Origin of the sequence: Stappia sp. 28M-7, from assembly GCF_014252955.1 — a bacterium.
Lineage (GTDB): Bacteria > Pseudomonadota > Alphaproteobacteria > Rhizobiales > Stappiaceae > Stappia.
In genome coordinates this window covers 2,382,019-2,401,876 of sequence record NZ_JACMIA010000001.1, presented here as the reverse complement: position 1 = coordinate 2,401,876, position 19,858 = coordinate 2,382,019, and the positions used below count along the sequence as shown (strand labels likewise).

Genomic DNA, 19,858 nt, shown 5'->3' with positions numbered 1-19,858 from the left:
CGCCGCTCCGGCGGGCTCAGGCGTCGTTCGACTTCGCCGCCTGCCAGACCGCTTCCATCTCGTCGAGGCTCATGTCGGCGAGCGTACGGCCTTCGCCTTCAGCCGCATCTTCGATGGCTGCGAACCGCCGCCGGAACTTGCGGTTGGTGCGCTTCAGCGCTTCCTCCGGGTCGATGTCCAGATGCCGCGCCAGGTTGGCCACGGCGAAGATCAGGTCGCCGATCTCGCCGGCGATGCGCTCGCGGTCGGGTGTCTTGCCGTCCTCTGCCGCGATCTCGCTGGCGAGCTCCTCGGTCTCCTCGCGGATCTTGTCGAGCACGGGCCCGGCGCTGCCCCAGTCGAAGCCGACGCGCGCTGCGCGCCGCTGCAGCTTTTCCGCTTCGGTCAGGGCAGGGAAGATCGGCGGCACGTCGTCGAGGAACCGCCGGCGCTCTTCGCCAAGGCCAGCCGCGGCCCGGGCGCTGGCGCGCTCCAGCTTCTCCTGCTGCTTGATCTTCTCCCACATGCCCTTGGCGATGCCGGCGGAGCGGGCATTGTCGTCGCCGAAGACGTGCGGATGCCGGCGGATCATCTTGGTGGTGATCGCCTCCACCACGTCGGGAAAGGCGAAAGCCCCCTGTTCCTGGGAAAGGCGGGCGTGATAGACCACCTGCAGGAGCAGATCGCCCAGTTCCTCGCGCAGCTCGACCATGTCGCCGCGCTGGATCGCATCGGCGACCTCGTAGGCTTCCTCGATCGTATATGGGGCGATCGTTGCGAAGTCCTGCTCCAGATCCCAGGGGCAGCCGGTCCCGGGCGTGCGCAGGGCGGCCATGATCTCGATCAGTCGCTGGATGTCGCGGTCCGGTGTCACGCTGCTGCCCCTCATCTTAGGTCCTGGCGACCGACATAGCATTGCACCGGGGGCGTTCCAAGCGGCCCTCGGAAAGCGACAGGGAAACGGAACGGGACGGCGATGGCGTCAGTGGCGGACATGGATCTGGAGGTGGCGCCGGGGGTGAGCATCCCGGCTGCGGACCTGTCGGAGAGCTTCGTGCGCGCTTCGGGACCAGGCGGGCAGAACGTCAACAAGGTGGCGACGGCGGTTCAGCTCCGCTTTCACCTTTCCGCCAACCGGACGCTTGCCGAGGACGTCAAGGAGCGGCTTGCCCGCCTTGCCGGCAGCCGGCTGACGCTTGCGGGCGAGATCCTGATCCAGGCCGACCGGTTCCGCACCCAGGAGCGCAACCGGCTGGACGCGCTGGAGCGTCTTGCCGCGCTGGTGAGGAAGGCGCTGGAGCGACCGAAGCCGCGCAAGGCGACGCGGCCGACAAAGGCCTCCAAGGAGCGTAGGCTCGCTGCCAAGAAGCAGCGCGGGGCGATCAAGCGGATGCGCTCCGGCTCCGACGACTGATCACCCAGCCGGGGACTTCTCGGCAAGGCCTGCGCTGAGTTCTGCCATCGCCGCTGCGGTCGTCTCGTCTGCGGGGAAAAAGCTCTCGATCACCAGTTCCGACAGGAAGATGTCGAGCGCGGTTCCGAACACTGTGGTCGTGCTGAGGAACGAAAGGACGATATCGCCGGCCAGAAGTTCCAGCGGAACGGCGATGCCTGCATGCCTGTCTCGTCCTGCCACCGGCTGCGCTTTCGCCGAAGCCGGCACGGGATAGCTGCCCAGTTCCTCCACCAGAGCTGCGATCTGCGCGTCTCCCGACAGATCGGCCTGCCGGCCCAGCCGCTCCAGCAGATGCGCCCGCCATTCGCGGTAGTTGCGGATGCGCGGGGCAAGGCCCTCGGGATGCAGGCTCACTTTCAGCACGTTGACCGGAGGCTCCAGCAGGTGCGGCGCGATGCCCGTCAGCAGCGCCAGCGCCGGGGCATTGGCGCGCACCAGGTTCCAGTTGCGGTCGACGGCCAGCGCCGGGTGAGGGGCGTGCCCATCGAGAATTCGCCCGACCACCTCCATCGCGGCAGCAAGGTCGGGATGGTCCGGCGCGCGCTCCGGCATCTGCGGCGAAAAGCCGGCCGCGACCAGCAGGGTGTTGCGTTCGCGCGGCGGCAGGGCGAGCTGGTCGGTCAGCCTCAGCACCATCTCCCGGCTCGGCTGTGCCTTGCCGCATTCCAGGAAGCTGAGATGGCGCTGCGACAGGCCGGCCTCGGCAGCCAGCGCCAGCTGGCTGAGGCGCCGGCGGCTGCGCCACTGGCGCAGAAGGTCGGGAAAGCTGGAGGAGGGTGTCGTGATCATGGGCCTGATCCTGCCCGCGATCTTTTCTGTCTTCAATGACCTGTGAGGTAATCGCCTCGATGACCTCGTGGGTGTTCTCTCCTGTCATCCAGTCCGGCATCCGGCCGGTCTGCCAACCAAGGAGAGTTCCCATGTTGCAGATCTTCGACCGCCTTTCCCTGCGCGGCGTTCTCGGTCTCGATGCCGTCACCTGCCTTGCCATGGGCTGCCTGCTGCTTGTCGCCGCTAGCCTTCTGGCGCCGCCGCTCGGTCTTCCTGAGAATCTCCTGTTCTACGCGGGGCTTGTGCTGCTGCCGATCGCTGCCTTCATGCTGGCGGTTGCGCTCCCGCCCGCTCCGCCGACCGCGGGCGTTTTCGTTGTCGTTGCGGGCAACTGGCTGTGGGTGGCGGCAAGCCTTGCGCTGCCGCTCTTCGGCCTCGTTTCGCCGACCGGGCTCGGCTACGCCTTTCTCGGCATCCAGGCCGGCGCGGTGGCGGTGCTGGCCCTCGCAGAGCAGCGGGCCATGGCGCGCATGTCGGCATCGACCGCTGCTGCATGACCTTCCTCGCTCGGCCTGGCATCCCGGCGGCGCGATCCCCTCGCGTCGCCGCTTTTCATCGTGCCTCTTTATTTCCTCGCGCCATGGTATATTTTGGTATCGAAAATAATATGAAGAGCCGCATGGCGGCGCGGGAGGACGCGTGTATCTGGGAATCGACATCGGCACGTCCGGGGTCAAGACCGTACTCATGGACGAGACGGATGCGATCCTTGCTTCCGCCTCCAGTTCGCTGACCGTTTCCCGGCCGCATCCCGGCTGGTCGGAGCAGGACCCGCACGCCTGGTGGGAGGCGGTGGTCGCAACGCTCGACGAGCTCTCCCGCAGCCATCCGTCCGAAATGTCGGCCGTTGCCGGCATCGGCCTGTCCGGCCAGATGCACGGCGCTACACTGCTGGACGCAGCGCACCAGGTGCTGCGCCCGGCGATCCTGTGGAACGACGGACGCTCGGAAGCCGAATGCGCGGCGCTTGATGCGCGGGCAGACTTTCGCGGCATCGGCGGCAATCTGGTGATGCCGGGCTTCACCGCGCCGAAGCTCGAATGGGTCGCCCGCCACGAGCCCGAAATCTTCGCGAAAACTGCGCTCGTGCTGCTGCCGAAGGACTATGTCCGCCTGCGCCTGACCGGTGCGGCTGCCTCGGACATGTCGGACGCTGCCGGCACCTTGTGGCTCGACGTTGCCCGGCGCGACTGGTCGGACGAGCTGCTCGCTGCAACCGGTCTCGCGCGTGCCAACATGCCGGCGCTTGCCGAAGGGACCGATGCCACCGGGTCGGTCTTGCCGGAGCTCTCGTCCCGCTGGGGCTTTGCGCGTCCGCCGGTGGTGGCGGGCGGTGCCGGCGACAATGCCGCCAGTGCCTGCGGCATCGGCGCCGTGCGTCCGGGCGAAGCGTTCCTGTCGCTCGGAACGTCCGGCGTGCTCTTCGTCGCGACCGATCGTTTCCGGCCCAACACCGCCGGCGCCGTCCATGCCTTCTGCCACGCGCTGCCCGACACCTGGCACCAGATGGGGGTGATCCTGTCGGCGACCGACAGCCTCAACTGGCTGGCGCGGGTTTCGGGCTGCGATGTCGCGACGCTGGAGGCGGAGGCCGCCGCGCGCCAGCGCTCCCGGCGCGACGGGCCGCCGGTGCTGTTCCTGCCGTATCTGTCCGGCGAGCGCACGCCGCATAACGATGCCTCGGCGCGCGGCAGCTTCGTTGGCCTGTCGCAGGCGCATGACCGCTCCGATCTCGCACTCGCGGTGCTGGAGGGCGTCGCCTATGCCTTCTGCGACTGCCTCGACGTGCTGTCGGCCGCCGGCACCCGCGTGGAGCGCGCCACCGCCATCGGTGGCGGTGCCCGCTCGCGCAACTGGCTGGAGATCCTGGCGACGGTTCTGGGCATCGAGATCGACGTGCCCGGCAACGGGGATTTCGGTGCGGCCTTCGGTGCGGCGCGGCTCGGCCGCGCGGCGGCCACCGGCGCTTGCGGCGCCGACCGTTTCGCACCGCCGCCCACGGCACATTCCATCGGCCCTGACGCGGGGCAGCGCGCCTTCCACGAGGAAGGCCTCGCCCGCTACCGGGCGCTTTATCCGGCACTGAAAGAGGTTCTGCGATGACAGCGTTTTTCGACGGCATTCCCGCCATTCGCTACGAAGGGCCGGAGAGCGAAAATCCCTTTGCCTATCGCTGGTACGACGCCGACCGGCTCGTGCTGGGCAAGCGGATGGAGGATCATCTTCGCTTTGCCGTGGCCTACTGGCACAGCTTCTGCTGGCCGGGCGGCGATCCCTTCGGCGGGCAGACCTTCGAGCGGCCCTGGTTCGGCGAGACGATGGAGATGGCGCGCCTGAAGGCCGATGTCGCCTTCGAGATGTTCGATCTGCTCGGCGTGCCGTTCTTCTGCTTCCACGACCGGGATGCGGTGCCGGAGGGCGCGACGCTCGCCGAGAGCAACCGCAACCTGCAGGAGATCGCCGAGGTATTCGCCCGCAAGATGGAGACCTCGAAGACGCGTCTTCTGTGGGGCACGGCCAATCTCTTCTCGCACCGCCGCTACATGGCGGGCGCGGCGACCAATCCGGACCCGGACGTCTTCGCCTATGCGGCGGGCCAGGTGAAGGCCTGCATGGACGTGACCCATCAGCTCGGCGGCCAGAACTACGTGCTGTGGGGCGGGCGCGAGGGCTACGAGACGCTGCTCAACACGGACCTGCGCCATGAGCTCGACCAGATGGGCCGCTTCCTGTCGATGGTGGTCGACTACAAGCACAAGATCGGCTTTCCCGGCACGATCCTGATAGAGCCGAAGCCGCAGGAGCCGACCAAGCACCAGTACGATTACGACGTCGCCACGGTCTACGGCTTCCTCAAGGCCTACGGCCTGGAGAAGGAGGTGAAGGTGAACATCGAGGTCGGCCACGCGGTGCTCGCCGGCCATTCCTTCGAGCACGAGGTGGCGCTCGCCTCCGCGCTCGGGATTCTCGGGTCCATCGACATGAACCGGAACGACTACCAGTCCGGCTGGGACACCGACCAGTTCCCGATGAACGTGCCGGAAGTGGCGCTGGCGCTCTACTACATCCTGAAGGCTGGCGGCCTGACCACCGGTGGCCTCAACTTCGATGCGAAGCTCCGCCGCCAGTCGCTGGACGCGGCCGACCTGATCCACGGCCATATCGGTGGCATGGACACCTGCGCGCGCGGACTTTTGGCTGCGGCCGAGCTCATGGAAAAGGGCGACCTGTCGGATGCGGTGGCGAAGCGCTATGCCGGATGGCAGGCGCCGGAGGCCGCGGCCATGCTGAAGGGCGAGCGCACGCTGGAAGAGGTCGCCGCGCGTGTCGAGCGCGAGGGCATCGATCCGCGTCCCGTGTCGGGCCGCCAGGAATATCTGGAGAACCTGGTCAACCGCCGCCTCTGAGCAGCGGTTCCTCGTCACGCCTTCACGAAAACGAAAACCGCCGAAGCGTGAGCTTCGGCGGTTTGTCGTTACAGCGGATCGATGCGGTCGGTGGGCCGGCGGGGAGACGTGCTCAGCGACCGTTCAGTCCGAGGCGGGCAGCGTTCGAGGCACCGGGCTCGCCGGCGCGGAACGACTGGAAACGGGCCTGCTTCGCCGCGTCGCCCGACATGCCGAGATCGGCAAGGGTGCGCGGGTCGGTGTCGGCGACCGACAGCGCATGGATGCGCGTCGCAATGCCGAAGGTGTTGCCGAGTACCCGGGTCAGGTAGGACATGGGCGCTCTCCATATGCTTGAGTTGCGTGTGCCGTTGCGGTTCGGACGGTTCGCACGGGGCGAACTGTCCTGCCGCTCTAACCGGGGATATGGTCGCATTCGCGCTATCAGGCAAACCAAAAGAACTCATGTATATGATCAATTTCATTGAACTGAAGCGCCAGGAGGGCAAGCCATGGATCTGGTGCCGGGAAAAGGCACGCCGCTGATCGAGACGGACCTGTACAGGACCTTCCTCGTGATCGCGGAAACGGGAAGCTTTTCAAAGGCTTCCGAGGTGATCGGGCGCACGCCCTCGGCCGTCTCCATGCAGGTGAAGAAGCTGGAGACGCTGCTCGGCACTGCGGTTTTCGCAAGGGAGGGACGCAGTGTTCGCATGACTGCGGAGGGCGAGGCGCTGCTCGGTTACGCGCGCCGCATCCTGCTGCTCAACGAGGAGGCGGTGGCGATGTTCCGCTCGCCCTCCATCGAGGGCGAGGTGCGCTTCGGCGCGCCCTCGGATTTCGGCACGCGATTCCTGCCCAACATCCTGACGCGCTTCGCCCGTTCGCATCCGGCGGTCAATGTCGATGTGCATCTCGACGGCAGCCCGCCGCTGCTGCAGAAGCTGAAGGACGGCCAGCTCGACCTGATCCTCTACACGGCCCGGCCCGACAGCGATCTCGCCCGCGGCGGTGAGATCGTCTACACCGAGCCGCTGGCCTGGGCCGGGCTGGAAGGGGGCGTTGCCTATAGCCGCAACCCGCTGCCGCTGGCGCTGTCGGTGTCCGGCTGCCCCTGGCGAAAGGCCGCGCGCATCGCGCTCGACAAGGCCGAGCATCCCTATCGCATCGCCTATCAGAGCTTTCACAGCGCGGGACAGGAAGCGGCCCTGCTGGCCGACCTTGCCGTCGCACCGTTCCCGACCAGCGTCATCACGCCGCCGCTGCAGAAGCTGGACGCGCGCCACGGCTTGCCGGAAATCGGTGACTACCACCTGATCCTCAAGGAGGCGGGCAATGCCGGCAAGGCGAGCGACGCCTTCGCCAGCCATGTGATCGCCTGCTTCCGGGAGATGAATCCGGGCAGCTGAGGGGGCGCACCGCGCCGCCTACATGCGCATGCGCTCCGCGCGCGGGTCGAACAGCGGCTCGGCGATGATGCGGGCCTTGACCCGCTCGCCGATGATCTCGATCTCGAAGGCGCCGTCCGGGCCGAGCGCGGCCAGGTCCTTCGGCAGGTAGCCCTGCGCCAGCGAGGCATCGACGAAGTGGCCGTAACCGCCCGAGGTGATCCAGCCGACCACCTTTCCCTCGTGCCAGATCGGCTCGTCGCCGATCACGTCGGCATCGTTCGCCTCGACGACGAAGCTCACCCGGCGCAGTGTGCCGCCGGTTTCCTTCTCCCGCATGGCGGCCTCGCGGCCGATGAAGTCGCCCTTGTTCAGTGCAACGAACCGGCCGAGATCGGCCTCATAGGGCCCGTAGATCGGTCGGAACTCGCGGAACCAGGTGCCGAAGTTCTTTTCCAGCCGCAGGCAGAGCAGGGCGCGCATGCCGAAGTCGCGCAGGCCGAGATCGGCGCCCGCTTCCTTCAAGGCGTCGTAGACACGGCGCTCGTAATGCGGCGCCATCCAGATCTCATAGCCGAGGTCGCCGGTATAGCTGATGCGGCTGACATGGCAGGGGGCCGAGGCGACGTCCATCGCCCGGCTGGCCATGAAGGGGAAGGCGGCGTTCGACACGTCGTCGCCGGTGACGCGCGCCAGCAGGTCGCGTGCCTTGGGGCCGGCGATCGACAGGCCGACCCAGCCGAGATTGATCGGCGTCACGCGTACCGAGCCGTCCTGCGGCAGGTGCCGCTCGAACCAGCGCATGTGATAGATCTCGGCCTGCGAGGAGCCCCACATCAGGAAGCGGTCGTCGGCAATGCGGGCGATGGTGAAGTCGCCGATCAGCTTGCCGGTCTCATTGAGCATCGGCGTCAGCACCATCTTGCCGAGGGCTGGCATGCGGTTGGTCATCAGCTTGTCGAGGAAGGCCTCGGCGCCGGGACCTGCGATCTCGTACTTGGCGAAATTGGCGATCTCCGTGATGCCGACGCCCTTGCGCACCGCCTGGCACTCGGCCTTGACGTGCGCGAAGTCGTTGGACCGGCGGAAGGAGACGATGTCGCGGGGCTCGGTGCCCTCGGGTGCGAACCAGAGCGGCGTTTCCAGCGCCCAGCTGTCGCCCATCACGGCGCCTTGCGCACGCATGCGGTCGTAGAGCGGCGTCGTCTGGTGCGGACGGGCGGCCGGCAGTTCCTCGTTGGGATAGCGGATGCGGAAGCGGCGGGAATAGTTCTCGCGCACCTTGGCGTTGGTATAGGCGAGGGTGGCCCAGGGGCCGAAGCGGGCGACGTCCATGCCCCAGATGTCGAAACCGGGATCGCCGTCGACCATCCAGTTCGAGAGGGCAAGGCCGACGCCGCCGCCCTGGCTGAAGCCGGCCATGACTGCGCAGGCGCACCAGAAATTGGTGAGGCCGCGCACCGGGCCGACCAGAGGATTGCCGTCGGGGGCGAAGGTGAAGGGACCGTTGACGAACTGCTTGATGCCGGTGTGCTTGAGCGCGGGGAAGTGCTCGAAGCCGATCTCAAGCGAGGGGGCGATGCGCTCCAGGTTCGGGGCCAGCAGCTCCTGGCCGAAGTCCCAGGGCGTCTGGCGCGGGCTCCAGGGCGTTGCCGCCCGTTCATAAGTGCCGAGCAGCATGCCGCCGCGTTCCTGGCGGGTATAGATCTCGCCGGAAAAGTCGATGGCGTGGACCATCTCCTTGCCGGTCGAGGCGACGATCTCGGCGATTTCCGGCATGTCTTCGGTCAGGAGGTAGTGGTGCTCCATGGCAAGGACCGGGAGTTCCAGCCCGACCATGCGGCCGACCTCGCGCGCCCAAAGGCCGCCGGCATTGACCACGTGTTCTGCCTCCACCGTGCCTTGCTCGGTGACGACGAGCCAGGTGCCGTCCGGCTTCTGGGCCAGCTCGACGACGCGGTTGCGCAGCGAGATCTCGGCACCGGCCTTGCGCGCCGCCTTGGCATAAGCGTGCGTGGTGCCGGAGGGGTCGAGATGGCCCTCGATCGGGTCCCACATGGCGCCGACGAAGTGCCGCTCGTCGATCAGCGGCAGCAGCTCCTTGGCCTCTTTCGCCGAGATGATCTCAGTTTCCATGCCGAGATAGCGGCCGCGGGCATGGGCCATCTTCAGCCAGTCGAGCCGCTCGGGCGTGTCGGCCAGCTGCAGGCCGCCGGTCAGGTGAAGGCCGCAGGACTGGCCGGAAAGCTCTTCGATCTCCTTGTAGAGCGAGACGGTATAGGCCTGCAGCTTGGCGACGTTCGGGTCGCCGTTCAGCGTGTGGAAGCCGCCGGCCGCATGCCAGGTCGAGCCGGAGGTGAGCTCCGAGCGCTCGATCAGCAGCACGTCGGTCCAGCCCCTCCGGGTCAGGTGATAAAGGACGCTGCAGCCGACGACGCCGCCGCCGATCACCACCACGCGAGCCTGGGATTTCATTCGTCTGCTTCCCCGCTTGTCTGGAAAGGGATGGGAGCGTCGGCGGCAATCGGCCGCCGACGTCAGAAGTCGGTGGGGGCGCCGCCTTCGGCCTTTCGCCGGGCGACGAAGGCGGCCAGCTCCTCGGCGATGGCCGGATCGAGCGGCGGCGCCTCGTATTCGGCGAGCGCCTTCTTGCAGACCACCTGCGCCTTGTCGTAGGCGGTCGGCGAGCCCGCATCGCGCCAGGTCTCGAAGTTCCGCCAGTCGGAGATGATAGGCGGATAGAACGCGGTCTTGTAGCGGGCCTGCGTATGGGCGGTGCCGAAGAAGTGGCCGCCGGGCCCGACATCGCGGATCGCCTCGACCGCCAGCGCGTCCGGCGAAGTGTCGAGCGGCTGAAGGAAGGCGTCCATCATCTGCAGCAGGTCGATGTCGATGACGAATTTCTCGAAGCCGGCCGTCAGCCCGCCTTCCAGCCAGCCGGCCGCGTGCTTGATGTAGTTGGCGCCGCCCATCAGCGCGCCCCAGAGCGAGAACACGGTTTCCCAGGCGGCCTGGGCGTCGGGCGAATTCGCCGCGCACACGGCCGAGGAGCGGTAGGGCAGTTTGTAGCGGCGGGCGAGCTGGCCGCCGACAAGGGCCGCCTGCATGTATTCCGGCGTGCCGAAGGCAGGGGCGCCGGACTTCATGTCGACATTGGAGGTGAAGCCGCCATAGACCACCGGCGCGCCTGGGCGCACGATCTGGGCGAAGGCGAGCCCGGCCAACGCCTCGGCGTTCTGCTGCACGAGGGCGCCGGCGACCGTGACCGGCGCCATCGCACCGGCAAGCGTGAACGGGGTGAGCACGATCGGCTGCCCGCGCCGCGACATCTCGAGAATGCCCTGGAGCATCGGTGTGTCGAGACGCAGCGGAGACGAAGAGTTGATAATCGATATGACAGAAGGAGTTCTTTCGAATTCCTCATGTGTTAGTCCAAGTGCGATCCTGGCGATCTCCATACCGTCCAGATTGCGCTCGCGGCCGAGCGAGTAGATGTGGAAGGCCTTGTCGGTCAGCGTCACGAAGTCTGAGATGCAGTCGAGATGGCGGACCGACGCGTGGATGTCGACCGGCTCGACCGGGTAGCCGCCGTTCAGGTCGATGACATTGAAGACCTGGCTGAGGCGGAGGAAGTCGCGATAGTCCTGCTGGCTGCCGGGCCGCCGGCCGCGCTGCGCGTCGGCGCAGTTGGGGGCGCTGGCGACGCCGCTCCAGATGACGCTGTCGCCGCCGACCTTCAGGTTCCGCTCCGGGTTCCTCGCGTGAAGGATGAACGCCTCCGGCGCGCTCGCCAGCGCCTCCAGAACCAGGCCGCGATCCATCCTGATTCGGTCGGATGAGGGGGATACGTCGGCGCCGGCGGCCTTCAAAAGGGCCTTTGCCTCGCTATTGATAAAATCGACACCGATATTTTCCAGGACGTCGAGCGAGGCGGAATGGATCGCCTCAAGTTGATCTTCGGACACCGCCTGGACCGGTGCGAAGGGATTGCGGCGGGCCCGGAACGGCTTCTGTTCGATGGCGTCCGGATGTCCCTGGACGTCCCGGCGGCCCCTGCGTCCGCGGCGCCGGCCGGCGCCCTCGTCATCGGCGGCCGGGGTGGCCTCAACTTCGTCGATCTCGACCATGCGAACCCGGCTCCCCGCTGCGGTTGCGGACGTCTAGTTTCGTATCCGTCTCAGTAAAATGCAGCCATCTCCGAAAACGACAAGCAGAGCGCCGGTTGTTTCGGAAGCGTTCGCGTTTCAATACGCGCGATGTGACAGAAGCCTAGCGCCGGCAACGAGGGAAAGGCGATATCGATTATGCGACTATCTGTTGTCCGATACCGACACGTTCGATCCGGACCTCAAAAAAATGGACGCAGGGCTTTGCCAAGCCACCATGATTGCATGCTAGGTTGACGCGGTTGGATCCGTGGCGGCGGCAATGCCGGACGCTGCGGCATCGGAAAAGAGCATCGGTACGCGCGTCCGGCGAGGGGCCGGAACCGCGGCCGGCCGACAAGGAGGATCTCGAGGGCAGGTCCGCAGTCGCACCCCGCCGGCGCGCCAGCGCCAACGCGGGACCGGCAAGGCCACGAACACCATGCGCGGCGGGCTTCCGGCCCGCAGCGGCGATGAAAAGAGCAAACACAGCAATCGGTTGGAGGGGAGACAGGGCATGTCGACCAACGAGACGTCAAGCAAGATGCATCCGAAAGTCAGGGAAGCACAGGAACAGATGGACAGCGGCCGGTTGAGCCGCCGCGAGTTCGTCCGCTACGCCGCGCTTCTGGGCGTGGGCGCCGGCGCGGCCTATGCGATGGCCGGCCTGCCGAGCCCGGCGGTCGCCCAGGATGCAGCCAACCTGCCGTTCCCGGCGGACGACCCGAACGCCAAGGCCGGCGGCATCCTGAAGGTGGCGATGCAGGTCCAGAAGATCGACGATCCGGCGACCTTCTCGTGGACCCAGGCCTCCAACCAGACGCGCCACATGCTGGAATACCTGGCGATGACCGGCCCGGACAATGTGACCCGGCCGATGCTGGCCGAGCGCTGGGAAGCCTCCGAGGATTTGAAGACCTGGACCTTCTACCTGCGCAAGGGCGTGAAGTGGCACAACGGCGACGATTTCACCGCCGAGGACGTGAAGTTCAACTTCGAGCGCTGGACCAACCCGGATCTCGGCTCGTCGAATATCGGCCTGTCGTCGGTCTCGGCGATGGTCGAGGATAAGGACGGCAAGAAGAGCCTCATCGACGGCGCCATCGAGATCGTCGACGATCACACGATCCGCTTCAACCTGACCAAGCCGGTGCTGTCCTTCCCCGAGGATATGTACAACTACCCGACCGCCATCGTGCATCGCGGCTTCAAGCCGCCGCTCGACAACGCGATCAACGGCACGGGCGCCTATACGATCACCGAGAACGTGGTCGGCGACCGCTGCATCCTGAAGCGCGTCACCGAGGTCGGCGGCCAGCCTTTCAAATACTGGGGCGGCACGGTGTTTCTCGACGAGATCCACTACTACAATTTCGATGCCGACAACCAGCTGACCGCCTTTGCCGGCCAGAGCGTCGATGCGATCTACGACTTCGGCGTCGAGCAGATGGAGCTGGCCAAGGCCATCGACGGCAACATCATCGCCGCCCGCACCGCGCAGTGCCTGTGCTGCCGCATGCGCGTCGATGCCGAGCCGTTTACGGACGAGCGCGTGCGCAAGGCCGTGACCATGGCCATCGACAATGCCGCGATCAAGCCGCTGGTCTACCCGGAAGGCGGCGACGTGGGCGAGAACCACCACGTGGCCCCGGTGCATCCGGACTACCAGGCGCTGGCGCCGCTGACCCGCGACGTGGAGGGCGCCAAGGCGCTGCTCGCCGAGGCCGGCCATCCGGACGGCATCACGCTGACCATCGATGTCGGCAACACGGACGGCCCGTGGCACCAGACGGCCGCCGAGGCCATGCGCGACCAGCTCAAGGACGCGGGCATCACGCTGAACATCAACGTCATTCCGGCCTCCAAGTACTGGGAGATCTGGACCAAGACGCCGTTCGGCGCGACCGCCTGGACGCACCGTCCGCTCGGCACGATGGTGATGTCGCTCGGCTACCGCACGGGCGTGCCGTGGAACGAGTCCGGCTTCGCCTCGCCCGAGTTCGACGCGGCGCTCGACGAGGCCGAGGCGACGCTCGACGTGGAGGCCCGCAAGGGGCTGCTCGCCAAGGCCTCGCAGATCCTGCAGGACGCCTCGGTGATGGTCATGCCGATCTGGCGGCCGGTCTACTGCATGGCCTCCAAGTCGGTGAACGGCTATCCGGGCCACCCGACCCAGTACCACCAGTTCAACAAGGTCTGGATGAGCTGATACGGACAACGGATTGCCGCGCCTGGGTTTTTCGGGCGCGGCGGTCCTTTGCCGAGGTCAGGGGGAGGGCCCGCATGCCGCGCTTGCGGCATGATCGATGGGCCGACACGGTGGGCGCCACATGCTGAAACTGATCCTGAGACGCCTGGTTCAGATGGTTCTGATCATGGCGGTCTCCTCGCTGTTGCTGTTCGCGATCTTCGACACGCCGGAGTTCAAGAAACGGCTGGCAGTGCAGGAGCTGGGCGGCTTTGCCGTCTCGGCTCTGACCGAGGAGAGCTACAAGAGTTGGCTCGCCGCACGCGGCCTCGACGTGCCGTTCTACCAGCGCTACGCCAACTGGGTCGGCAACATCCTGAGCGGCGATCTCGGCTTTTCCTACGAGAAGAACCGTCCGGTCGGCCCCTTGCTGGCGGACCGGCTGGCCAATACCGGCATCCTGGCCTTTTTCGTCTTCGCGCTGATGATCCCGTTGTCGCTGATCCTGGGCATTCTCGCGGGGATGAAGGAGGGATCGCTGCAGGACCGGACGATCTCGTTCGTATCGGTCTTCACGACCAGTATCCCGGAGATCGCCAGCGCCATCCTGCTGACCATCATCTTCGCCCTCGGCCTCGGATGGCTGCCGGTGAAATCGGCGATGATCGGCGGGTTCAACTTCCGCGAACTGATCCTGCCGGTGCTGACGCTGGTGATCTACGACTTCGGCTATGTGGCCCGGATGACCCGCGCCTCGATGGCCGAGGTGATGACCTCGCAATACATCCGCACCGCGATCCTGAAGGGGTTGCCGTACCGCCGGGTGGTGATGCGGCACGCGCTGCGCAACGCGCTGATCGCGCCGTTCACGCTGATCGTGCTGCAGCTCAACTGGCTGCTGTCGGGCGTCGTCGTGGTCGAGGTCTTCTTCGAATATGACGGCTTCGGAAAGCTGCTGCTGGAAGCGGCGCTGTTTCCCGATGTGGAGGTGGTGCAGGCCTGCACGCTGGTCGCCGTCGCCGTCGCCGTGCTGTCGCAGATCATCTCCGACATCGGCTACACCTTCCTGAACCCACGCATCCGTTTTGCGTAAGGACCGGAGACGCACTCAATGGCAGTGACCGAGATCCCGTCCGGCCCCTCCGCCCTCGACCGCCTGTCGCGGCCGAAGCCCGTCATCGCGCTGTTTCTGCTGATGTGGCTGCCGCTGATGGCCTATGTGATGTTCGGCCAGGCGATCGGAGGTGAGGCGCGGGCCGTGCTGTTGCCGGCGATCCCTGCGACGCTGATGCTCTACGTGCTCGGCATCCGCGCCTTCCGCGAAAGCCGGGTCGCCGTGATCGGCATTACGCTGGTGTTCTTCTGGCTGCTGATGGCGGTCAGCGCGCCGTACCTGCCCCTGATGGACCCGAACAAGCCGATCGCCCCGTTCACGACGCCCTTCACCGAGCGGAACGGCCTGTTCTTCTGGCTCGGCACCGACTTCAAGGGCCGGGACATGCTGTCGCGCATGATCTGGGGCTGCCAGCGGGTGCTGGTCTGGGGCGTCACGGCGACCATGGTCGCCTATGTGTTCGGCGCCATGTTCGGCCTGATCTCCGGCTACCTGGCCGGCTGGTGGGACGAGATCATTTCGTTCGTCGCCAACGTGCTGCTGTCGTTCCCGGTGATGGTGCTGTTCATCGTCATCCTGAACTATCTGGGGCCGTCGGGCTTCAACATCGTGGTGGCGGTGACCTTCGCCTCGGCACCGGCGATCATGCGCATCGTCCGGGGATTGGCGCTCGACATCAAGACGCGGGACTACGTCTACGCGGCGCAGACGCGCGGCGAGCATCCGCTCTACATCATGATCTTCGAGCTGCTGCCGAACGTGCGCGGGCCGATCATCGTCGATGCCTGCCTGCGGCTCGGCTACACGACGGTGGCGATCACCACGCTGACCTTCCTGGGGCTGGGCCTGCAGCCGCCCGACCCGGACTGGGGATTGATGATCCGCGAGAGCGCCAAGACGGCGATGCTGTGGAAGTTCTCCTACATGCTGCTCGTGCCGGCGCTGGCCGTTTCGAGCCTGATCCTTGGCTTCAACCTGATGGCCGACGGCCTTCGGGAAATGAGCCTGCGCGACTGAGGAGGGGGACACAATGAGCGATCACGCCGCCGAAGAGGTTCCCGTTCTCGAATGCCGGAACCTTTGCATCTCCTACTACACGCGCGCCGGCGAGATCCCGGCCGTGGTGGACTTCAACCTGAAGCTCATGCCGGGCGAGGCGCACGGCATCGTCGGCGAGAGCGGCTGCGGCAAGTCGACCGTGGCGCTGGCCATCATGCAGTACATGGGCAAGAACGGCGCGATCGTCGGCGGGGAGATCCTGTTCGAGGGCCGCGACATGCGGCAGATGAGCGAGGAGGAGCTGCGGCAGATCCGCGGCTCGCGCATCGCCATGGTCTACCAGGAGCCGATGGCCTCGCTGAACCCGTCGATGACCATCGGCGCGCAGCTGGCCGAGGTGCCGATCTACCATGACGGGTTGAGCGAGCGCGAGGCGCTGGCGCGGGCCGAGGAGATGCTGGCCAAGGTGCGCCTGCCGGACCCCAAGCGTATCCTGGCGTCCTACCCGCACCAGATTTCCGGCGGCCAGCAGCAGCGCGTGGTGATCGCCATGGCGCTGCTGTCGAACCCCAAGCTGTTGCTGCTCGACGAGCCGACAACGGCGCTGGACGTGACGGTGGAGGCGGGCATCGTCGAGCTGATCAACGAGATCGCCGAGGAGTTCGGCACCTCGATGATCTACATCTCGCACAATCTCGGGCTGATCCTGGAGACCTGCGACCGGCTGACCGTGATGTATTCCGGCGAGGCGGTGGAGGTCGGGGACATTCATGACGTCTTCGACGAGATGCGCCATCCCTACACGCGGGGACTGTTCGGCTCGATCCCGTTGCCCGGCGCCGACAAGAACGCCCATCCGCTGGTGGCAATCCCGGGCCAGCTGCCGCTGCCGCACGAGCGGCCCGAGGGGTGCAACTTCGGGCCGCGCTGCACCTTCTTCCGCGACGGGCTGTGCAATGTCGGCCGGCTGCCGATGCGTGCCGTTCCGGGCGACGACGACCACAAGGTGCGCTGCGAACGCTTCCAGGAGATCGACTGGAACCGCGACCTGCCGAAGGGCGAGGCGAAGCCGCCGGTCGAGGCGGGCGAGGTGGTGCTCTCGGTCGAGGACATGACCAAGCACTATCTGATCGAGGAGGGCGGGCTGTTCGTGATGGGCGGCAGCGAGCGGGTGGTGAAGGCCAACGAGAAGCTGAGCTTCACCGCGCGCGAGGCCGAGACGGTGGCCATCGTCGGCGAGAGCGGCTGCGGCAAGTCGACCTTCGCCAAGGTGCTGATGGGGCTGGAGGACGCGACCGACGGCAAGGTGATGCTGGGGGATGTCGAACTCGGCGATCTGCCGGTGGAGCGGCGCAAGGCCGAGACGATCTCGAAGCTGCAGATGGTCTTCCAGAACCCGTTCGACACGCTGAATCCGTCGCATTCCGTCGGCAGCCAGATCGCGCGGGTGATCCGCAAGTTCGGGGTCGCCAGCAAGGACGAGGAGGTGGAGGAGATCGTCTTCCGGCTGCTCGACACGGTGAAGCTGCCGCGCGATTTCGCCAAGCGCAAGCCGCGCCAGCTCTCCGGCGGGCAGAAGCAGCGGGTGGGCATCGCCCGCGCCTTCGCCGGCAATCCGAAGGTGGTGATCGCCGACGAGCCGGTGTCGGCGCTGGACGTTTCGGTGCAGGCGGCAGTGACCGAGCTGCTGATGGACATCCAGCGCGAGAACCGCACGACGATGCTGTTCATCAGCCACGACCTGTCGGTGGTGCGGTATCTCGCCGACCGGGTGGTGGTGATGTATCTCGGCCGGATCATGGAGCAGGGCACGACCGAGGAAATCTTCGCGCCGCCCTACCATCCCTACACCGAGGCGCTGCTGGCGGCGGTGCCCATCGCCGATACGCGGATCGAGAAGCGGCACATCGTGCTCAAGGGGGAAATCCCGTCGCCGACCAACCCGCCGCCGGGCTGTCCGTTCTCCACCCGCTGCCCCTACATGATGCCGGGCACTTGCGATGTCGAGCTGCCGCCGCTGCGCAGCTTCGGCGATGGACACAGGATCCTGTGCCATCTCGATCCGGCCGAACTGAGCGCGATGGAACCGGTGATAAAGCCGAAGGTCGAGGCGGCCGAATAGGCCTTGAGAATTTCGAGACGGATTTTGCAAAATTCCGTCTCGAAATTGCGAAATTTTGATTTCGGCCGTCTCAATTTCCCGAAATCGCCGATGCTGCCGGGCGGCGTGCCCCGGGCGCATTTGTCCCCGCCTGTCCGGCGCACTTATCCCCGCCGGGCGCCGCGCCGCATCGTTCGACTTGTCCCCGGTGCGGCTGCCTTGAGGTAGAGTGCGGTCATGACGTGCTGTCCGGGGTGGCCGGATGAAGAGGCGGGAAAGACGGGGATGGCCGGGATCGATCCGTTTCCAAGGTCCTATGCGAAAGGGGTGCGGCTGCGCCGGCGCTCGCAGCGCGAGGCGCAAGGGGCGCCGATCCAGACGCTGGGGGATGTGGAGGCCTGGTTGCTCGGCGAGGCGCTGGCTGTGGCCGACGTGTTGGATTTCTTCGAGGCGTTCTGCTGGCGCATGGCGGCGGCGCTGCCGTCCTTCGAGCGGGCGAGCCTGCATGTGGGCACGCTGCACCCGCAGATCTACGGCTTTGCCTGGAACTGGGAGGCGGGTGACGGGATCTGCGACGAGATCCAGGTGGCCGAGGATATCCTGGCGACGGATGCCTATCGGCGAAGCCCGATCTTTGCGGTGATCGAACGCGGCGAGGCGTTCGACCGGACGATCGACGAGGACACCTCGGCGCACTACCCCTTGCTGCGGGAACTGGGGCAACTCGGCTACAGCCATTACATGGCGCTGCCGCTGACGGCTGCCGGCGGAACCGGGTCCGGCAGCCAGCACAACCTGGTGTCGCTGGCAACGCGCCAGCCGGGCGGCTTCACGGAAACCGAGCGGGCGGGTATCGACCGGCTGCTGTCGATCCTGGCGCTGCATGTTGCCCGGCATATCGACCGGCGGATCTCGGCGAACCTGCTCGACGCCTATCTGGGGCCGGCGGCGGGAGGCAAGGTGCTGCAGGGCAGCATCCGGCGGGGCGTCGGCGAGGAAATCGATGCGGTGATCTGGATGTCGGACCTGCGCGGCTTCACCGATCTGTCGGCGCGGCTGCCGGGACCGGCGATGACGGCGCTGCTCAACGCCTATTTCGAGCGGCTGGCCGGGGCGGTGATCGCGGAAGGCGGCGAGATCCTGAAATTCATGGGCGACGGGGTTTTGGCAGTGTTTCCGCAAGGCGAGGGGGCGGCACACGCGGCCCTGCGCGCGGCGCGGGCGGCCCTTGCCGGGATCGCGGCGCTGAACGAGACGCCGCCCCAGGCGGTCGCGGACGCGCGGGAGGTGTGGGCGCCGCTGCGCACCGGCATCGCGCTGCACGAGGGCAAGGTGTTCTTCGGCAATGTCGGTTCGGCCGGACGGCTCGATTTCACGGTGATCGGCCCGGCGGTTAACGCGGCAAGCCGCATCGAGGCGCTGACCAAGGAACTCGGCCGGGAGATCCTGATCTCGCAGGCGGCTGCGCGCGGTCTCGATGTGCCGCTGGACGACCTCGGCGAGCATCGCCTTCGCGGCGTCGCCGAGCCGGTGCATCTGTTCAGCCCGAAAGGGTGAGGGGCGCGTTTTCTCGGGATGACGATGGTGGGCTGACGACCGAGGTGGGATCTCCGGTGGTGGGGTGCGAGATGCTGCCTCCCTCTCGGAGGTCATCCCGGGCAAGCAAAGCGCGACCCGGGACTCATTGGCACCCTCGGCAGGGGGGGCAGGAGGCGCCCGTTCCACTGTCCGCTGTCATACCTGTGCAGGCAGGTATCCAGTATCCGCCGGGGTGGATGGTGGCGCGAAGTTGGCCGCCACCGACGTTCCGGCGGCAGCGCTCAGGCTCGGGCAGAGCCGTACGGGGTTACTGGATCCCGGTCTTCGGCGTTGCCGAAACCGGGATGACATCCTGTGGGCGGGGCGGATGATGTGCAGCGCCGAGCCTGGACCGGAGAGGCACGGCGGGTGTGGTGTCGTCAGGGAGGGCGAGGTTTCGGTGTCATTGCGGCCGCTCTGGGAACGAATGGGCCCCGGATCTCCGGCTTCGCCTTCGTCCGGGGTGACGTCAGAGGTTGGGACGACGGCGGTGGGCTGACGACCGAGGTGGGATCTCCGGTGGTGGGGGGTGATGGTGCCTCCCTCTCGGAGGTCATCCCGGGCAAGCGGAGCGCGACCCGGGACCCATTGGCACCCTCGGCAGGGGTGGGGCGGGAGGCGCCCGTTCCACTGTCCGCTGTCATACCTGCGCAGGCAGGTATCCAGTATCCGCCGGGGTGGATGGTGGCGCGA

Annotated in this window: 15 protein-coding genes; 10 read left to right on the top strand and 5 right to left on the bottom strand. The window is 66.8% G+C overall.

Annotated features, from left to right (window positions below):
• Positions 1–16: 16 nt before the first annotated feature.
• On the bottom strand, positions 17–853 hold the full coding sequence (gene mazG, locus H7H34_RS10545; protein ID WP_185926506.1) for a nucleoside triphosphate pyrophosphohydrolase: 837 nt from the start codon (positions 851–853) through the stop codon (positions 17–19).
• Between the two features lie 102 nt (positions 854–955).
• On the opposite strand from mazG, the gene arfB reads away from it, so the two are divergent.
• Entirely contained in the window at positions 956–1,393 is a 438-nt protein-coding gene (arfB, locus tag H7H34_RS10540) for an alternative ribosome rescue aminoacyl-tRNA hydrolase ArfB (RefSeq protein WP_245165041.1), read from the top strand.
• Here arfB and H7H34_RS10535 read toward each other — a convergent pair whose 3' ends face one another.
• The gene (locus H7H34_RS10535; RefSeq protein WP_185925170.1) at positions 1,394–2,224 is read right to left on the bottom strand and encodes a helix-turn-helix domain-containing protein; all 831 of its coding nucleotides are present in this window, start codon (positions 2,222–2,224) and stop codon (positions 1,394–1,396) included. It lies immediately after the preceding gene.
• A gap of 131 nt (positions 2,225–2,355) precedes the next feature.
• On the opposite strand from H7H34_RS10535, the gene H7H34_RS10530 reads away from it, so the two are divergent.
• The 3 genes from H7H34_RS10530 (at position 2,356) to xylA (ending at position 5,673) form a co-directional block, all read left to right on the top strand.
• A complete protein-coding gene (locus H7H34_RS10530; protein WP_185925169.1) occupies positions 2,356–2,763 on the top strand; it encodes a hypothetical protein in 408 nt (135 codons plus the stop codon).
• 142 nt (positions 2,764–2,905) lie between these two features.
• Positions 2,906–4,369, top strand: coding sequence for a xylulokinase (gene xylB, locus H7H34_RS10525; RefSeq protein ID WP_185925168.1), 1,464 nt, complete (start codon positions 2,906–2,908; stop codon positions 4,367–4,369).
• Positions 4,366–5,673, top strand: a complete 1,308-nt coding sequence (gene xylA, locus H7H34_RS10520) for a xylose isomerase (RefSeq protein WP_185925167.1) — start codon at positions 4,366–4,368, stop codon at positions 5,671–5,673. The genes xylB and xylA overlap by 4 nt, the downstream gene beginning before the upstream one ends.
• Before the next feature lie 112 nt (positions 5,674–5,785).
• Here the strand turns inward: xylA and H7H34_RS10515 are convergent, their stop codons facing one another.
• Positions 5,786–5,989: a hypothetical protein gene (locus H7H34_RS10515; RefSeq protein WP_120267939.1), complete on the bottom strand. Its 204-nt coding sequence runs from the start codon at positions 5,987–5,989 to the stop codon at positions 5,786–5,788.
• Positions 5,990–6,164: 175 nt separating this feature from the next.
• Here H7H34_RS10515 and H7H34_RS10510 point away from each other — a divergent pair, with 175 nt between their 5' ends.
• Positions 6,165–7,061, top strand: a complete 897-nt coding sequence (locus tag H7H34_RS10510; RefSeq protein ID WP_120267940.1) for a LysR family transcriptional regulator — start codon at positions 6,165–6,167, stop codon at positions 7,059–7,061.
• Positions 7,062–7,079: 18 nt separating this feature from the next.
• On the opposite strand, the gene H7H34_RS10505 is transcribed toward H7H34_RS10510, so the two are convergent.
• Complete coding sequence (locus H7H34_RS10505; protein WP_185925166.1) at positions 7,080–9,515, bottom strand: GcvT family protein; 2,436 nt, start codon at positions 9,513–9,515, stop codon at positions 7,080–7,082.
• Positions 9,516–9,577: 62 nt separating this feature from the next.
• Positions 9,578–11,167 carry a trimethylamine methyltransferase family protein gene (locus H7H34_RS10500; RefSeq protein WP_185925165.1) on the bottom strand — a complete coding sequence of 530 codons (1,590 nt, stop codon included), beginning with the start codon at positions 11,165–11,167 and terminating at the stop codon, positions 9,578–9,580.
• 535 nt (positions 11,168–11,702) lie between these two features.
• Here H7H34_RS10500 and H7H34_RS10495 point away from each other — a divergent pair.
• From H7H34_RS10495 to H7H34_RS10475, 5 genes are all read left to right on the top strand, one after another.
• On the top strand, positions 11,703–13,394 hold the full coding sequence (locus H7H34_RS10495) for an ABC transporter substrate-binding protein (protein WP_209006197.1): 1,692 nt from the start codon (positions 11,703–11,705) through the stop codon (positions 13,392–13,394).
• A gap of 121 nt (positions 13,395–13,515) precedes the next feature.
• Positions 13,516–14,466 carry an ABC transporter permease gene (locus H7H34_RS10490; protein ID WP_120267943.1) on the top strand — a complete coding sequence of 317 codons (951 nt, stop codon included), beginning with the start codon at positions 13,516–13,518 and terminating at the stop codon, positions 14,464–14,466.
• An 18-nt stretch (positions 14,467–14,484) separates the two neighbouring features.
• Positions 14,485–15,504, top strand: coding sequence for an ABC transporter permease (locus H7H34_RS10485; protein ID WP_199681024.1), 1,020 nt, complete (start codon positions 14,485–14,487; stop codon positions 15,502–15,504).
• A 13-nt stretch (positions 15,505–15,517) separates the two neighbouring features.
• Positions 15,518–17,608 (top strand): dipeptide ABC transporter ATP-binding protein, encoded by a 2,091-nt coding sequence (locus H7H34_RS10480; protein ID WP_185925164.1) that lies wholly within the window; start codon positions 15,518–15,520, stop codon positions 17,606–17,608.
• A 264-nt stretch (positions 17,609–17,872) separates the two neighbouring features.
• Positions 17,873–19,144 (top strand): adenylate/guanylate cyclase domain-containing protein, encoded by a 1,272-nt coding sequence (locus tag H7H34_RS10475; protein ID WP_185925163.1) that lies wholly within the window; start codon positions 17,873–17,875, stop codon positions 19,142–19,144.
• Positions 19,145–19,858: the final 714 nt, after the last annotated feature.

Bases quoted from the DNA above. Each gene is read 5' to 3' on its own strand.
- H7H34_RS10515 (WP_120267939.1), bottom strand. From the start codon at position 5,989: ATGTCCTACCTGACCCGGGTACTCGGCAACACCTTCGGCATTGCGACG.
- H7H34_RS10495 (WP_209006197.1), top strand. From the start codon at position 11,703: ATGTCGACCAACGAGACGTCAAGCAAGATGCATCCGAAAGTCAGGGAA.
- H7H34_RS10510 (WP_120267940.1), top strand. From the start codon at position 6,165: ATGGATCTGGTGCCGGGAAAAGGCACGCCGCTGATCGAGACGGACCTG.
- arfB (WP_245165041.1), top strand. From the start codon at position 956: ATGGCGTCAGTGGCGGACATGGATCTGGAGGTGGCGCCGGGGGTGAGC.
- H7H34_RS10490 (WP_120267943.1), top strand. From the start codon at position 13,516: ATGCTGAAACTGATCCTGAGACGCCTGGTTCAGATGGTTCTGATCATG.
- H7H34_RS10530 (WP_185925169.1), top strand. From the start codon at position 2,356: ATGTTGCAGATCTTCGACCGCCTTTCCCTGCGCGGCGTTCTCGGTCTC.
- H7H34_RS10485 (WP_199681024.1), top strand. From the start codon at position 14,485: ATGGCAGTGACCGAGATCCCGTCCGGCCCCTCCGCCCTCGACCGCCTG.
- H7H34_RS10500 (WP_185925165.1), bottom strand. From the start codon at position 11,167: ATGGTCGAGATCGACGAAGTTGAGGCCACCCCGGCCGCCGATGACGAG.
- H7H34_RS10505 (WP_185925166.1), bottom strand. From the start codon at position 9,515: ATGAAATCCCAGGCTCGCGTGGTGGTGATCGGCGGCGGCGTCGTCGGC.
- H7H34_RS10480 (WP_185925164.1), top strand. From the start codon at position 15,518: ATGAGCGATCACGCCGCCGAAGAGGTTCCCGTTCTCGAATGCCGGAAC.
- xylA (WP_185925167.1), top strand. From the start codon at position 4,366: ATGACAGCGTTTTTCGACGGCATTCCCGCCATTCGCTACGAAGGGCCG.
- H7H34_RS10535 (WP_185925170.1), bottom strand. From the start codon at position 2,224: ATGATCACGACACCCTCCTCCAGCTTTCCCGACCTTCTGCGCCAGTGG.
- H7H34_RS10475 (WP_185925163.1), top strand. From the start codon at position 17,873: ATGGCCGGGATCGATCCGTTTCCAAGGTCCTATGCGAAAGGGGTGCGG.